The organism is Methylobacterium oryzae (assembly GCF_021398735.1).
In the GTDB taxonomy this organism is placed as follows: domain Bacteria; phylum Pseudomonadota; class Alphaproteobacteria; order Rhizobiales; family Beijerinckiaceae; genus Methylobacterium.
The window spans coordinates 5,083,905-5,097,915 of record NZ_CP090349.1; the positions used below are offsets into that span (position 1 = coordinate 5,083,905).

The 14,011-nt window shown below is 70.4% G+C and carries 10 protein-coding genes; 7 read left to right on the forward strand and 3 right to left on the reverse strand.

Annotated elements, in window-relative coordinates; all coding sequences use genetic code 11:
• Positions 1–2 precede the first annotated feature (2 nt).
• The 6 genes from LXM90_RS24355 (at position 3) to LXM90_RS24380 (ending at position 6,272) form a co-directional block, all read left to right on the forward strand.
• Entirely contained in the window at positions 3–1,136 is a 1,134-nt protein-coding gene (locus LXM90_RS24355; protein WP_020093154.1) for an acyl-CoA dehydrogenase family protein, read from the forward strand.
• 15 nt (positions 1,137–1,151) lie between these two features.
• Positions 1,152–2,408, forward strand: coding sequence for a CaiB/BaiF CoA transferase family protein (locus LXM90_RS24360; RefSeq protein ID WP_020093153.1), 1,257 nt, complete (start codon positions 1,152–1,154; stop codon positions 2,406–2,408).
• Positions 2,405–3,208: an enoyl-CoA hydratase/isomerase family protein gene (locus tag LXM90_RS24365; protein ID WP_020093152.1), complete on the forward strand. Its 804-nt coding sequence runs from the start codon at positions 2,405–2,407 to the stop codon at positions 3,206–3,208. The genes LXM90_RS24360 and LXM90_RS24365 overlap by 4 nt, the downstream gene beginning before the upstream one ends.
• 169 nt (positions 3,209–3,377) lie before the next feature.
• Complete coding sequence (locus LXM90_RS24370) at positions 3,378–4,379, forward strand: TRAP transporter substrate-binding protein (protein WP_026604925.1); 1,002 nt, start codon at positions 3,378–3,380, stop codon at positions 4,377–4,379.
• Between the two features lie 25 nt (positions 4,380–4,404).
• Positions 4,405–4,992, forward strand: a complete 588-nt coding sequence (locus tag LXM90_RS24375; RefSeq protein WP_020093150.1) for a TRAP transporter small permease — start codon at positions 4,405–4,407, stop codon at positions 4,990–4,992.
• Positions 4,989–6,272: a TRAP transporter large permease gene (locus LXM90_RS24380; protein ID WP_020093149.1), complete on the forward strand. Its 1,284-nt coding sequence runs from the start codon at positions 4,989–4,991 to the stop codon at positions 6,270–6,272. Before LXM90_RS24375 ends, LXM90_RS24380 begins: the two co-directional genes overlap by 4 nt.
• 134 nt (positions 6,273–6,406) lie before the next feature.
• On the opposite strand, the gene glpT is transcribed toward LXM90_RS24380, so the two are convergent.
• The 3 genes from glpT to LXM90_RS24395 form a co-directional block, all read right to left on the reverse strand.
• Positions 6,407–7,747, reverse strand: coding sequence for a glycerol-3-phosphate transporter (gene glpT, locus LXM90_RS24385; protein ID WP_020093148.1), 1,341 nt, complete (start codon positions 7,745–7,747; stop codon positions 6,407–6,409).
• Positions 7,748–8,003: 256 nt separating this feature from the next.
• Entirely contained in the window at positions 8,004–9,509 is a 1,506-nt protein-coding gene (gene glpD / locus LXM90_RS24390; RefSeq protein ID WP_020093147.1) for a glycerol-3-phosphate dehydrogenase, read from the reverse strand.
• Between the two features lie 97 nt (positions 9,510–9,606).
• Entirely contained in the window at positions 9,607–10,368 is a 762-nt protein-coding gene (locus tag LXM90_RS24395; protein WP_020093146.1) for a DeoR/GlpR family DNA-binding transcription regulator, read from the reverse strand.
• A gap of 218 nt (positions 10,369–10,586) precedes the next feature.
• Between LXM90_RS24395 and LXM90_RS24400 the strand changes: the two genes are divergently transcribed.
• The gene (locus LXM90_RS24400; RefSeq protein WP_020093145.1) at positions 10,587–13,925 is read left to right on the forward strand and encodes a PAS domain S-box protein; all 3,339 of its coding nucleotides are present in this window, start codon (positions 10,587–10,589) and stop codon (positions 13,923–13,925) included.
• The last annotated feature ends 86 nt before the right edge of the window (positions 13,926–14,011 follow it).

Here is a 14,011-nt window from a genome sequence, read left to right on the forward strand (position 1 = left end):
GGATGGACCACGCGGCGGAGGCCGGCGACCCGGTCGACGGGATCGTCCTCGATCAGGTCGAGCGGCTGCTCGCCCAGCACCTCACGCCGGCGCTGCTGGCGGCCTGCGACGGGGCCGCGGGCGCGACCGCAAGGGCGGCGGATCTCTGGCCGGCGGATCTCTGGACGGCGCTCGCCGAGAGCGGCCTGCCGCTGGCGCTGGTGCCCGAGGCGGAGGGCGGGATCGGTCTCGCCGCCACGACCGCGGCCCGGCTGATCCGGCGTTGCGGCCGGGCCGCCCTCCCCCTGCCCCTGCCGGAGACCGTCGCGGGCGCGGCGCTCTGGGCTGCCACGGGGGGACAGGTGGCCGAAGACGCCCTGTCGCTGGTCCCGGGCGGTGGCCCCGTGCGGATCGCGCCGCACGCGGAGGGGTTCGTCCTGGACGGCCGGGTCGCGCAGGTGCCCTGGGGCGGTTCGGTCGCGGCCCTGCTCCTTGACGCCGTCGACGCGGCCGGCATCCCGCACCTCGTGCGGATCGCCGCGCCCGGGACGCTCCGCGACACGCACCACAACCTCGCCGGCGAGCCGCGTGACACCCTCGATCTGACCGGCTGCATCGTCCCGGCCGCCGACGTCCGGGCCGCGCCGGGCTGGGCTGCCGGAGCGGGGGCGCCGTCCGTCGAATCCGTCGGCGCCTGGGTCCGGGCGCAGCAGATGGTGGGCGCCCTGGAGACCTGCCTCGGCTCGGCCCTCGCTCACGCCCAGGAGCGGCAGCAATTCGGCCGGCCGCTCGCCAAGTTCCAGGCGATCCAGCACATGCTGGCCGAGGCCGCGGGCCATGTCGCCGCCGCAACCGCAGCCGCCGACCTTGCCGCCGCCTGCTGGGGCGACCCGCGCTTCGTCCTCGCCACCGCCATCGCCAAGGCGCGCTGCGGCGAGGCGGCGGGCCACGTCGCGGCGATCGGCCACCAGATTCACGGGGCCATGGGCTTCACCCAGGAGCACCCGCTCCACCGCGCGACGCGGCGGCTGTGGTCCTGGCGCGACGAGTTCGGATCCGACGCCCTCTGGCAGGAGCGGATCGGGCGCGCGGTCTGCGCGGGCGGCGGCGCGGCCCTCTGGCCGATGCTGGTCCGGCTCCGGGGCGGCGCCGGCTGAGATGGGAGAACTGTTGTGCTGGATCACTCCGCCGAGACCCACCTCGCCGAGACGAACACGGCCGGCCCGCTCGCGGGCGTGCGGGTCGTCGACCTGACCAGCGTGATCATGGGGCCCTCGGCGACCCATATGCTGGCCGATCTCGGCGCCGACGTGATCAAGATCGAGACGCCGGAGGGCGATTCCTTCCGGCATTACCGGCCTGCCCGCGGCGCCGGGATGGGCGGCAACTTCCTGCACCTCAACCGCAACAAGCGCAGCGTCCGCCTCGACCTGAAGCGGCCGGCGGCGCGGGCCGCCCTCGACCGGCTGATCGCCACGGCCGACGTCCTCGTCCACTCCATGCGGCCCGACGCGATCCTGCGACTGGGCTACGGCTACGAGCGGGTGCGCGCACTCAGGCCCGACATCGTCTTCTGCGGCGCCTACGGGTTCGGGGCCGACGGCCCCTACGCCCATAAGGCGGCCTACGACGACCTGATCCAGGCGGGCTCGGGCCTCGCGGCGCTCCAGACCGCCGCGTACGGCCAGCCCGGCTACCTGCCCACGGTGCTGTGCGACAAGATCGCCGGACAGGCCATCGCCTGCGCGATCCTCGCCGCCCTCTACGAGCGCCGGGCCGGCGGCGGCGGGCAGGCGGTCGAGGTGCCGATGTTCGAGACCATGGTGGAGTTCAACTTCGTCGAGCACATGGTCGGCTACGCCTTCGAGCCGCCGCTCGGTCCGCCGGGCTTCAACCGGGTCCTGAGCCCGCGGCGCAAGCCCTACCGGACCCGGGACGGCCACGCCTGCATCCTGCCCTACTCGGACCGGAACTGGCGCGACTTCTTCATCCACACCGGCCGGCTCGAGTTCGTGGATGACCCGCGCTTCGCGCCGCTCGCCGTGCGGGTCGAGAACATCGAGATCCTCTACGCGCTGGTCGAGGAGGAGGCGCCGCGCCGGACCACCGCCGAGTGGGTGGCATTTTGCGATTCGGTGAGCATCCCTTGCATGCCGGTCCTCGGCCTGGAGGACCTGCCGGAGGACGCGCACCTGAAGGCGGTGGGCTTCTTCGGCAGCGCCGAGCATCCGAGCGAGGGGCGCTACCGCACCATGCGCCGGCCGGTCTCGTTCAGCGGCAGCCGCTTCGCGATCCGCCGCCACGCCCCGCGGCTCGGCGAGCACACCGCCGAGGTCCTGGCCGAGGCCGGGCTCGAACCGGCCGAGATCGCCGCCCTGATGGACGCGCCGGACAAGCCCGACACCGCGCCCCTGGAGGCCGCCCGATGAGTGCTGAAGCCGAGACACAGGACGCCGGCGAGGACCTGCTGTTCTCCGTCGCCGACGGGGTGGCGACCATCACGCTGAACCGGCCCGAGCGGAAGAACGCCTTCACCTTCCCGATGATCGAGGCCTGGACGGAGGCCCTGCAGCGCTGCCGCACCGACGCGGCGATCCGCGTCGTGGTGGTGACCGGCGCGGGCTCGGCCTTCTGCAGCGGCGGCGACATCGTCGAGATGGGCGAGCGCCTCGACCAGCCGCCGGCACGACGCAAGGAGGAGCTTTACGGGCGGATCCAGCGCATCCCGCTGACGCTGGAGGATCTCGACAAGCCGGTGATCGCCGCCCTGAACGGCGTGGCCACCGGCGCCGGCCTCGACCTCGCCCTGATGTGCGACCTGCGCTACGCCGCGCAGAGCGCCCGCTTCGCCGAGACCTACGTGCGGGTCGGCCTCGTCCCCGGCGCGGGCGGCGCCCATTTCCTGCCCCGCCTCGTCGGGACCGCGAAGGCGCTGGAGCTGTTCTTCACCGGCGATTTCGTCGACGCCGACGAGGCCCTGCGGATCGGTCTCGTCAACGGCGTCCACGCCGACGCGGACCTGAGCCCGGCCGTGGCGGCGCTGGCGCGGAGGATCGCCAAGGCGCCGCCGCTGACGCTGAGCCTGATCAAGCGCGCGGTCTACCAGGGCATGCGCAACGACCTGCGCACCAACCTAGACCTGATCTCCTCCCACTACGCCGTCGTCACCGCGACGCCCGAGCATCGGGAGGCCGTGCAGGCTTTCATCGGGGCGCGCGACAGGACCTGACGCGTCGGGCCCCGGTCCCATTGCCGCCCGCATCAAGACCGAAACGTTTGTGCGGGCGACATCTTCCCCCCGGCGTCGCACTTTCGCGCTTGTCGCCACCGCGCTCACCTGCAAGTCTATCCAAAATTCAATCCGCGCAACGACGCGGGCTCAGGTCTGGGAGGACGCGATGACGGCTCGGATACTCGGTGCGCTCGTGTGTGCGCTCGCCTTCGTCACGCCGGCCGCGGCGCAGAGCCCCATCGTCATCAAGTTCAGCCACGTCACCACCACCGACACGCCCAAGGGCCAGGGCGCCGAGCGGTTCAAGCAGCTCGCCGAGGAGCGCACCAAGGGTGCGGTCAAGGTCGAGATCTACCCCAACAGCACGCTCTACAAGGACAAGGAGGAGGTGGAGATGCTCCAGCTTGGCGCCGTGCAGATGCTGGCGCCGTCCACGAGCAAGTTCGGGCCCCTCGGCGTGAAGGAGTTCGAGGCCTTCGACCTGCCCTACATCTTCCCCAACGAGCAGGTGCTGCGGCGCGTCCAGGACGGGCCGATCGGCCAGGGCCTGTTCAAGAAGCTCGAGACCAAGGGGATCAAGGGGCTCGGCTACTGGGACAATGGCTTCAAGATCCTCACCGCCAACAAGCCGATGCACGCCCCCGAGGACGTGAAGGGCCTGAAGTTCCGGATCCAGTCCTCGAAGGTTCTGGAGGCGCAGTTCAAGCAGCTCGGGGCGCTGCCGCAGGTGCTCGCCTTCTCCGAACTCTACCAGGCGCTGCAGACCGGCGTGGTCGACGGCCAGGAGAACCCGCCGTCGAACGTGACGACCCAGAAGCTCAACGAGGTGCAGAAGCACGCCACGCTGACCTATCACGGCTACATCGGCTACGCGGTCATCGTGAACAAGGGCTTCTGGGACGGGCTGCCGGCCGACATCCGCACGACGCTCGAGGGCGCCATCAAGGACGCGACCGCCTACGAGCACGAGATCGCCGACAAGCAGAACGAGAAGGCGCTCGCCGACATCCGCGCCACCGGCAAGACCGAGGTGTACACGCCGACCGAGGCCGAGAACGCCGCGTGGCGCAAGGCCCTGGCGCCGGTCCAGCGCGAGATGGCCTCCCGCGTCGGCAAGGATCTGGTCGCGGCGCTGAACAAGGAAGCCGAGGCGGCGCCGAACAACTGATCCCGCCGCCGCGCCCGGACCGACCATGTTGCTGAAACTGCTCGATCGGCTCGAAGAGGTGCTGATCGGAACCCTGATGGCGGCCGCGACCGTCATCACCTTCGCCACGGTGGTGCACCGGTTCCTCTCCGGCATCCCGGCGCTGCAGGACTACACCGACCGGATCGACTTCGGCTGGTCACAGGAACTGTGCATCTACATGTTCATCTGGGTCGCGAAGTTCGGCGCGGCCTACGGCGTGCGCACCGGCATCCACGTCGGCGTCGACGTGCTGGTCAACCGCCTGCCGCCGGGCGCGCGCCGGGTGATGGTCCTGGTCAGCCTCGCGGCGGGCGCGCTGTTCACCGGGATCGTCGGCACGCTCGGCACGAACTTCGTCTGGCGCATCGGCCACACCGACCAGACGACGCCCGACATGGAGATCCCGGTCTGGATCGTCTACCTCGCGATCCCGCTCGGCTCCTACCTGATGTGCTTCCGCTTCCTGCAGGTCGCGTGGAGCTACTGGAAGACCGGGCACCTGCCCGCCCGCGACCACGCCCATGTCGACGGCGTCCCGACCGTCGAGGGCGTCGACCCGATCCAGCTCGGCCGCGAGGGAGGCCCCGCATGAGCGGCCTGATCATCTTCGGGCTGCTCATCGCCCTCATGCTCACCGGCATGCCGATCTCAATTGCGCTCGGCCTGACGGTGCTGACCTTCCTATTCACCCTCACGCAGGTGCCGATCGAGAGCGTCGCGCTCAAGCTGTTCACCGGGATCGAGAACTTCTCGATCATGGCGATCCCGTTCTTCATCCTCGCCGGCAACTTCCTGGCCCATGGCGGCGTGGCGCGGCGGATGATCGCCTTCACGACCTCCCTCGTCGGGCACTGGCCGGGCGGCCTCGGCCTCGCCGGCGTGGTCGCCTGCGCGCTGTTCGCCGCCGTGTCGGGGTCCAGCGTGGCGACCGTGGTGGCGATCGGCTCGATCATCCTGCCCGCCATGGTGGCGGAGGGCTACCCACGGCGCTTCGGCGCCGGGGTGATCACCACCTCGGGGGCGCTCGGCATCCTCGTGCCGCCCTCGATCATCCTCGTGCTCTACGGGGTGTCGACGAATTCCTCGATCGGCAACCTGTTCCTCGCCGGTGTGATGCCCGGAATCGTCCTGTCGGCGATGCTGGCGAGCGTCACCTTCGTCATCGCCAAGCGCCGCGGCTATCCGCGCATGCCGAAGGCGTCCTGGGCCGAGCGCCTGCGCGCCTTCCGCGAGAGCGCCTGGGGCCTGTTCCTCGTGGTGATGGTGATCGGCGGCATCTACGCCGGCACCTTCACCCCGACCGAGGCGGCCGCGACGGCGGCCGTCTACGCCTTCGTCATCGCGGTGTTCGTCTACCGGGACCTGAAGCTGTCGGACGTGCCCCGCGTGCTCCTCGCGTCCGCCAACATGAGCGCGATGCTGCTCTACATCATCACCAACGCGGTGCTGTTCTCGTTCCTGATGACGTCGGAGAACATCCCGCAGACGATGGCGGCGTGGCTGATCGCCATGAACTTCAGCCCGCTGGTCTTCCTGCTCGTCGTCAACATCATCCTGCTGATCGCCGGCAACGTGATGGAGCCGTCCTCGATCCTGCTGATCATGGCGCCGATCCTGTTCCCGATCGCGGTCAAGCTCGGGATCGACCCGATCCATTTCGGGATCATCATGGCGGTCAACATGGAGGTCGGCCTGTGCCACCCGCCGGTCGGGCTCAACCTCTACGTGGCGAGCGGGATCGCCCATATGGGCATCTCCGAGCTGACCGTCGCGGTGCTGCCCTGGCTGCTGACGATGCTGGCCTTCCTGGTCCTGGTGACCTACTGGCCCGCCCTGTCCCTGTGGCTCCCGCGGGCGCTCGGGGCGATGTGACGGCCTGACGACCGGCGGAAGGATCCGATCGTCACGCTCGGCGCCGGGACGGCCGCTCCGGGCGCCCGTCCCGATCGCACCGGCACGGGCCGGCAGGAAGCCTGAGCATCCCTGCCGCCCCCGGGAACCGCCGCTCAGGCAGGCTGCGCGACCGCGGTGCTGCTGTGCCGCAGGGTCAGCGACAGGCAGACGATGGCGAGGACGCAGGCCGCCAGCAGGAGAATGAAGCAGCCGTTCCAGCCGTAATGGTCGGTCGTGTAGCCGACCAGCGCGCTCGCCGCGACGGAGCCGCCGAGATACCCGAACAGGCCCGTGAAGCCCGCCGCCGTCCCGGCCGCCTTCTTCGGCACGAGCTCGAGGGCCTGGAGGCCGATCAGCATCACCGGCCCGTAGATCAGGAAGCCGATGCAGATCAGGGCCGCGAGGTCGACGCCCGGATTACCCTCGGGATTGAGCCAGTAGACCAGCGTCGCCGCCATGACGCCGAACATGAACACCACGCCCGTCGCGCCCCGGTTGCCACGGAACAGCTTGTCGGACAGCCAGCCGCAGAGAAGGGTACCGGGAATGCCGGCCCACTCGTAGAGGAAGTAGGCCCAGGAGGTCTTGTCGACCGAGAAGTGCTTGGCCTCCTTCAGGTAGGTCGGCGCCCAGTCCAGCACGCCGTAGCGGAGCAGGTAGACGAAGACGTTGGCGAAGGCGATGTACCAGAGCATCCGGTTCTTCAGCACGTGCTCGACGAAGATCTCGCGCGTGGAGAACTCGCGCTCGTGGTTCGCGTCGTAGCCGTCCGGATAATCGTCCTTCCAGGCTTCCACGGAGGGCAGCCCGCAGGATTGCGGCGTGTCGCGCATGGTGATGAAGGCGAAGACCGCGACGCCGAGCGCCACGGCGGCGGGCACGTAGAACGCCGCGTGCCAGTCGTTGAACCAGGCCAAGCCGAGCAGGAAGAGCGGGCCGATCAGGCCACCGCCGACATTGTGCGCCACGTTCCAGACCGAGACGACGCCGCCGCGCTCCTTCTGGGACCACCAGTGCACCATCGTGCGGCCGCTCGGCGGCCAACCCATGCCCTGGAACCAGCCGTTGAGGAACAGCAGCACGAACATGATGCCGACGCTGGAGGTCGCCCAGGGCACGAAGCCGAACAGGAACATCACCAGCGCCGAGAGCACGAGGCCAATCGGCAGGAAGTAGCGCGGGTTGGAGCGGTCCGAGACCATGCCCATCAGGAACTTGGACAGGCCGTACGCGATGGCGACGGCGGAGAGCGCGGTGCCGAGCTCACCGCGGCTGTAGCCCTGCTCGACGAGGTAGGGCATCGCCAGCGAGAAGTTCTTGCGCAGAAGGTAATAGCCCGCATAGCCGAGAAAGATGCCCGCGAAGATCTGCCAGCGCAGCTTGCGGTAGGTCGGATCGACGCGATCCGTCTGAATGGGTGGCCTGTGGGCCGCGGGAGCGAGAAAGCCGATCATGGCGCGCCTTGGTGCTTGAGACCGCGGATGGACCCGGGCTCATCCCGGGCGCATCTCGGATTGGACGGGGTGCTGAGGTGCCGCACTCAGCGTCGTGCCGTATCGGCGCGCCGACGCGCGATCCGCGCGTCCGGTCTCGACCTGTGGCGATGGTGGACGGCATGGTCCGGTCGCGGCATCGTTTCCTCCTGTGATGCGGCGCCTCTCCGGCTCGGCCGGGTCGCCGTCTCTCGGTCTCGGTGCGTCCTTGCCGGTCTCAGACGGCGGCGGCCATCGCGCCGTCGGTGCGGCCGGTCATGGCCGCGATCCGCGCTCGGAGCGCCGCGACCTCGTCGGGCGAGAAGGCGAGACCGAGCTTCGACCGGCGCCAGAGAACATCCTCGGCGGTGCGGGCCCATTCCCGGTCCATCATCCAGCGCAGCTCGCCCTCGTGGAGGCCGTGTCCCAGATCGGGTCCCAGATTCGAGGCGATGCGCAGCGCGTCCGTCCCGTAGGCGGCCACCATGCGCTGGACCGTGGCGGCGCCGAGCCGGGGCGCGGTGCGGGCGAGGCGCGCCTCGAGCTCGGCCACCCCGTCCACCGGGAAGTCGCCGCCCGGCAGCGCGGCGGCTCCGGTCCACGAGCGGCCGCGCGCCCCGAGGCGCTGGCCGATCTCCTTCAGGGCATCCTCGGCCAGCTTGCGGTAGGTGGTGATCTTGCCGCCGAAGATGTTCAGCACCGCCGCCTCGCCGGCCGCGCCGTCCGTCTTCAGCACGTAGTCGCGCGTCGCCTCCTGCGCCGCGGAGGCGTGATCGTCGTAGAGGGGGCGCACCCCCGAGAAGGTCCAGACGATGTCCTCCCGGCGAAGCGGCGTCGCGAAGTACTCGCTGGCGGCGCTCAGGAGATACGCGGTCTCCTCCTCGGTGATCGCCGCGTCGGCGGGATCGCCGGAGAAGTCACGGTCCGTCGTGCCGACGAGCGTCGTGTCGTTCGCGTAGGGGATCGCGAAGATGATGCGCCCGTCCGCGTTCTGGAAGATGAAGGCCCGGTCGTGGTCGTAGAGCTTGCGCATCACGATGTGCGAGCCCTGCACGAGGCGCACGTGCTTGGCCTCGCTCCGGCCGAGCGGCCCCTGGATCACCCGGTCGACCCAGGGGCCGGCCGCGTTGACGAGGAAGCGCGCGGCGATCTCCTCCTCGCGGCCGGTCCGAAGCTCGCGCCGGACGATGCGCCAGAGATCGCCCTCGCGCCGGACCGAGACGACGCGGGTCCCCACCGCGATCTCGGCGCCCCGCGCCTCGGCGTCGCGCGCGTTGAGCACCACCAGGCGCGTGTCGTCGACGCGCGCGTCCGAGTACTCGAAGCCGCGCCGGAACTCGGATTTGAGCGGGGCGCCGATGGGGCCGGAGAGGTCCACGGGGCGCGTGCCGGGCAGGCGCTTGCGGCCGCCGAGATGGTCATAGAGGAATAGGCCGATCCGCAGCAGCCAGGCCGGACGCAGGCCCGCGTGGAGCGGCAGGACGAAGCGCAGCGGGCGCACGATGTGGGGCGCGATCCCCCAGAGCACCTCGCGCTCGGCCAGCGCCTCCCGCACGAGGCGGAACTCGTAGTGCTCCAGGTAGCGCAGACCGCCGTGGATCAGCTTGGTCGACCATGACGAGGTGCCGCTGCCCAGGTCATTCTGCTCGGTCAGCGACACCGAGTATCCCCGGCCGGCCGCGTCCCGCGCGATGCCGCAACCGTTGATCCCCCCGCCGATGACGGCAACGTCGAACGTCCGCATGATCCTCCCCCTCTCGTGCCGCGGCGTCGGACGCGCGGCTGCGAAAGCAGAGGAATTGAATACGAAACCAAAGGAAAGTCAATCGAAACCGATACGCTCAGCGACCGGTTTCGACGAGCCGCACTCCGGACGCGCGGCACAGGTCGCGCAGCGTATCGCTGGGGCAGCGATCGGTCACGAAGGTGCCGACTTGGCTGAGCTGGGCGAGCCGGACCGGCGCGCTGCGCTCGAACTTGGTGGAATCGGCGACCAGCACGACGTGGCGGGCGTTGGCGATGATCGCCTGCGCGACCCGGACCTCGCGATAGTCGAAGTCGAGGAGGGCACCGTCCTCGTCGATCGCCGAGGCCCCGATCACCGCGAAATCGACCTTGAACTGGCGGATGAAATCCACCGCCGCCTCCCCGACGATCCCCCCGTCCGAGCGGCGGATCAGGCCACCCGCCACGATGCACTCGATCTCCGGGCTGGGCCGCAGGGCGAGCGCGACGTTGAGGTTGTTGGTGATCACCATGAGGCCGGAATGGCTCAGCAGCGCCCGGGCGACGGCCTCGGTGGTGGTGCCGATATTGATGAACAGCGAGGAGCGGTCCGGGATCAGGTCGGCGGCCGCGCGCGCGATCGCCGCCTTCTCGGGCGCCGCGATCGCGTTGCGTGCCTCGTAGTCGAGGTTCTCGGCGCCCGCGCCGAGCACCGCCCCGCCGTGGATGCGCGAGAGGAGGCGCGCATCGCAGAGGTCATTCAGGTCCTTCCGGATGGTCTGCACGCTGACCGCGAACCGGCCGGACAGGGCATCGACCGAGACGCGCCCCTCGGTCCGGGCGACGTCCATGATCGCATTCTGACGCTCCGAGAGCATGCCTTCAGACCTCCGCGCGGCGAAAACGAAACCGGTTTCGGTGCGAACGCGCGAACGATGCCGGAAAGCGAAGGCGCGCTCTGAACCGGCCTTCACGCCTAGCGGATTCACCTCCGGGAAGAAACTTCGGGACCCCGCGGCCCGGCCCGGCGGATGTTGACGATGCGCGCCCGCGCGTCGACAAGCGCCGCGATGGAACGGTTTCGGTATTCGCATCGATGACGCGCGCGGCCGTCCCGCAGAACTGGTCTCCGGTCGGAGGCGGGGATCTCGGCGACCTGATCCGCGGTCATGACTGGGCGGCGACGCCGCTCGGGGCCATCGCCTCCTGGTCCGCGCCCGTCCGGACCATCGTCCAGACCCTGCTGCTCTCGCCGGTCCCGACGGTGGCGATCTGGGGAAGCGACGGGATCCTGGTCTACAACCGGGGCTACGCGGAGGTCTGCGGCCCGCGCCATCCGGAGGCCCTCGGCGGGCGTCTCCTGGAACTCTGGCCGGAAGCCCGCGCCTTCAACGCGCACGTGATCGCGAGTGGCCTGGCCGGTCGCCCGCTCAGCTTCCGCGCCCAGGAACTGGAGCTCTGGCGACACGGGCGTCCGGAGACGGTCTGGATGGACCTCGACTACACGCCCATCCTGGACGACGACGGGACGCCGATCGGCACGCTCGCCACGGTGCGCGACATCACCGAGCGCGTCCTCAGCGAGCGTCGGATCGCCGAGAACGAGAGCCGCCTCGGCTTCCTCGACCAGCTGGGCCAGGCAACCGCGAACGCCCGCGACGCCGGCACGATCCTGGAGATCACCACGCGCTGCGTCGGCGCGCACCTGAACCTGTCGAATTGCGCCTACGCCGACATGGATCCGGACGGCGACGGCTTCACCATCCGCGGCAACTGGCACGTGCCGACGGCGCCCTCGATCCTCGGGCGCTACAGCCTCGCCGATTTCGGCGCCCTGGCCGTCCAGGAACTCAATGCCGGCCGGCCGCTCATCATCAACGACAACGCCGCCGAGCTCGCCCCGCACGAGGCCGAGGCCTTCCGGGCGATCGGGATCGCGGCCACCATTTGCATGCCGCTGGTGAAGGACGGACGGCTCGCCGCCCTGATGGCCGTCCACCACGCGCGGCCTCACCGCTGGTCGCGCGCCGAGCTCGCGCTCATCCGCGAAGCGACCGAGCGCTGCTGGGCGCATATCGAGCGTGTCGGCGCGGAGGCGAGCCTGCGGCTCAGCGAGGCGCGGCTCCGCGCCCTGGTCCACGCGACCTCCGACGTGGTCTACCGCATGAGCCCGGACTGGCAGGAGATGCGCCAGCTCGACGGCCGCGGCTTCCTGTCCGACATGGCGGAGCCGAGCGTGCGCTGGCTCGACCGCTACGTCGATCCGGCCGACAGGCCTGAGGTCATGGCCGCCGTCAACGACGCGGTCAGCCGCAAGGGCCTGTTCGAACTCGAGCACCGGGTCCGGCGCGCCGACGGCGGCGTCGGCTGGACGCTGTCGCGCGCGGTGCCGCTGATCGATCGGCACGGGACCGTCACCGAGTGGTTCGGGATGGCCAGCGACGTCACGTTCCGCCACGAGGCCGACGCGCGGCTCAGGGAGAGCGAGGCCCGCTTCCGCGCCATGGCGGACGACGCGCCGGTGATGACCTGGATCACCGACGAGACCGGGGCGTGCATCTACCTCAACCGGCGCTGGTACGAGTTCACCGGGCAGGCGGAGGCCGAGGCGCTCGGCCTCGGCTGGCTGGACGCGATCCATCCCGACGACCGCGCCCACTCCGAGCAGGTGTTCCTGGCGGCGAACGCCGACCGAGCGTCGTTCCGCCTCGAATACCGCCTCCGGGACGGGGACGGCCGGTACCGCTGGGCGCTCGACGCCGCGTCGCCGCGGTTCGCCTCCGACGGCGCGTTCCTCGGCTATTTCGGCTCGGTCATCGACATCGACGAGCGCCGCGAGGCCGAGGCGCGGCTGCGCACGCTGACCGACGTCGTGCCGGCCTTCGTCTGGTTCGCCTCGCCGGACGGCCGGCTGCATTACCTGAACGACCGCTGTTGCGCGTATACCGGCCTCGACACGCAGGCGTCGCTGCCCGATGGCTGGATCGAGGCGGTGCATCCGGACGATCGCGCGCGGACGGCGGCGGTCTGGGCGGACGCGCGCGAGTGCGGTGTCACCTACGAGATCGAGGTGCGCTATCGGCGGCACGACGGCGCGTATCGCTGGTACATGGCCCGGGCCGAACCGCTGCGCGATCCCGGGGGGAGCATCACCGCCTGGTTCGGGACATCGACCGACATCCACGACCGCAAGCTGGCGGAAGACGGCCTGCGCGAGCTGAACGAGACCCTGGAGAGCCGTGTCGCCGAGCGCACCGGAGAGCTGCTCAAGACCGAGGAGGCGCTGCGCCAGTCGCAGAAGATGGAGGCCGTGGGCCAGCTCACCGGCGGCGTGGCGCACGACTTCAACAACCTGCTCACCATCATCCGCTCGTCTGTCGACTTCCTGCGCCGGCCCGAGCTGCCCGAGGCGCGCAAGGCCCGCTACCTCGACGCGGTGTCCGACACGGTCGATCGCGCCGCCAAGCTGACCGGCCAGCTTCTCGCCTTCGCCCGCCGCCAGACCCTGGACCCGCAGGTCTTCGACCTCGGCGACCGGTTGCGGGCCGTGGCCGAGCTGCTCGACACGGTGACGGGCGCGCGGATCCGGGTCGTCACCGCGATCCCGGAAGTCTCCTGCGCCGTGCGCGCCGACCTGAGCCAGTTCGAGACGGCGCTGGTGAACATCGCCGTCAACGCGCGCGACGCGATGGACGGCGAGGGCACCCTCACGCTGCGATTAACCTGCACCTGCCCTCTGCCGGCGATCCGCGGGCACGCGGCGAGTGCGCGGCCGTTCGCGGCGATCGCGCTCACCGATACAGGCTCCGGCATCGCCCCGAACGTGCTGGACCGGATCTTCGAGCCGTTCTTCACCACCAAGGAGGTCGGCAAGGGGACGGGCCTGGGCCTGAGCCAGGTATTCGGCTTCGCGAAGCAGTCCGGCGGCGATGTCGCGGTCGAGAGCGTGCTCGGCGCGGGGACGACCTTCACGCTCTACCTGCCCGAAGTCGCGGCCGAGTCCGCGCCGTACGCCGCCGTCGCCCCCGCGGAGCCGGCCTCCCCCATCGGTTCCGGCCAGCGCGTTCTGGTGGTGGAGGACAACGTCGAGGTCGGCACCTTCGCCACGCAGATTCTGGAAGATCTCGGTTACGAGACCACCTGGGCGGCGAATGCCGAGGAAGCCTTGGACCGGCTCGGACCCGAGGGAACGGAGTTCGACGTCGTGTTCTCGGACGTGGTGATGCCGGGAATGGGCGGGCTGGCCCTCGCGCAGGAACTCAGGCGCCGGATGCCGCGGCTTCCGGTGCTCCTGGCCTCAGGCTACAGCCACGTCCTCGCGCAGGACGGCGCGCACGGATTCTCGGTCCTGCACAAACCCTACTCGGCCGAGCAGCTCGGACGCCTGCTCCGGCAAGTCACCGCGCGGAAGCAGGGCGCGACGGCGACGCCGTGAGCCGCTGCGGCGCGCACGCGCGCCCCCCGGCTGTTTGCTGATGCAACCGGCGGTGTAAGACGGGCGCCGACGACCCGGACGGATGA

Excerpts from the sequence above, each read along its gene's own strand:
- LXM90_RS24355 (WP_020093154.1), top strand. The coding sequence starts at position 3 with ATGGACCACGCGGCGGAGGCCGGCGACCCGGTCGACGGGATCGTCCTC.
- LXM90_RS24365 (WP_020093152.1), top strand. The coding sequence starts at position 2,405 with ATGAGTGCTGAAGCCGAGACACAGGACGCCGGCGAGGACCTGCTGTTC.
- LXM90_RS24370 (WP_026604925.1), top strand. The coding sequence starts at position 3,378 with ATGACGGCTCGGATACTCGGTGCGCTCGTGTGTGCGCTCGCCTTCGTC.
- LXM90_RS24375 (WP_020093150.1), top strand. The coding sequence starts at position 4,405 with ATGTTGCTGAAACTGCTCGATCGGCTCGAAGAGGTGCTGATCGGAACC.
- LXM90_RS24380 (WP_020093149.1), top strand. The coding sequence starts at position 4,989 with ATGAGCGGCCTGATCATCTTCGGGCTGCTCATCGCCCTCATGCTCACC.
- glpT (WP_020093148.1), bottom strand. The coding sequence starts at position 7,747 with ATGATCGGCTTTCTCGCTCCCGCGGCCCACAGGCCACCCATTCAGACG.
- glpD (WP_020093147.1), bottom strand. The coding sequence starts at position 9,509 with ATGCGGACGTTCGACGTTGCCGTCATCGGCGGGGGGATCAACGGTTGC.
- LXM90_RS24395 (WP_020093146.1), bottom strand. The coding sequence starts at position 10,368 with ATGCTCTCGGAGCGTCAGAATGCGATCATGGACGTCGCCCGGACCGAG.
- LXM90_RS24400 (WP_020093145.1), top strand. The coding sequence starts at position 10,587 with ATGACGCGCGCGGCCGTCCCGCAGAACTGGTCTCCGGTCGGAGGCGGG.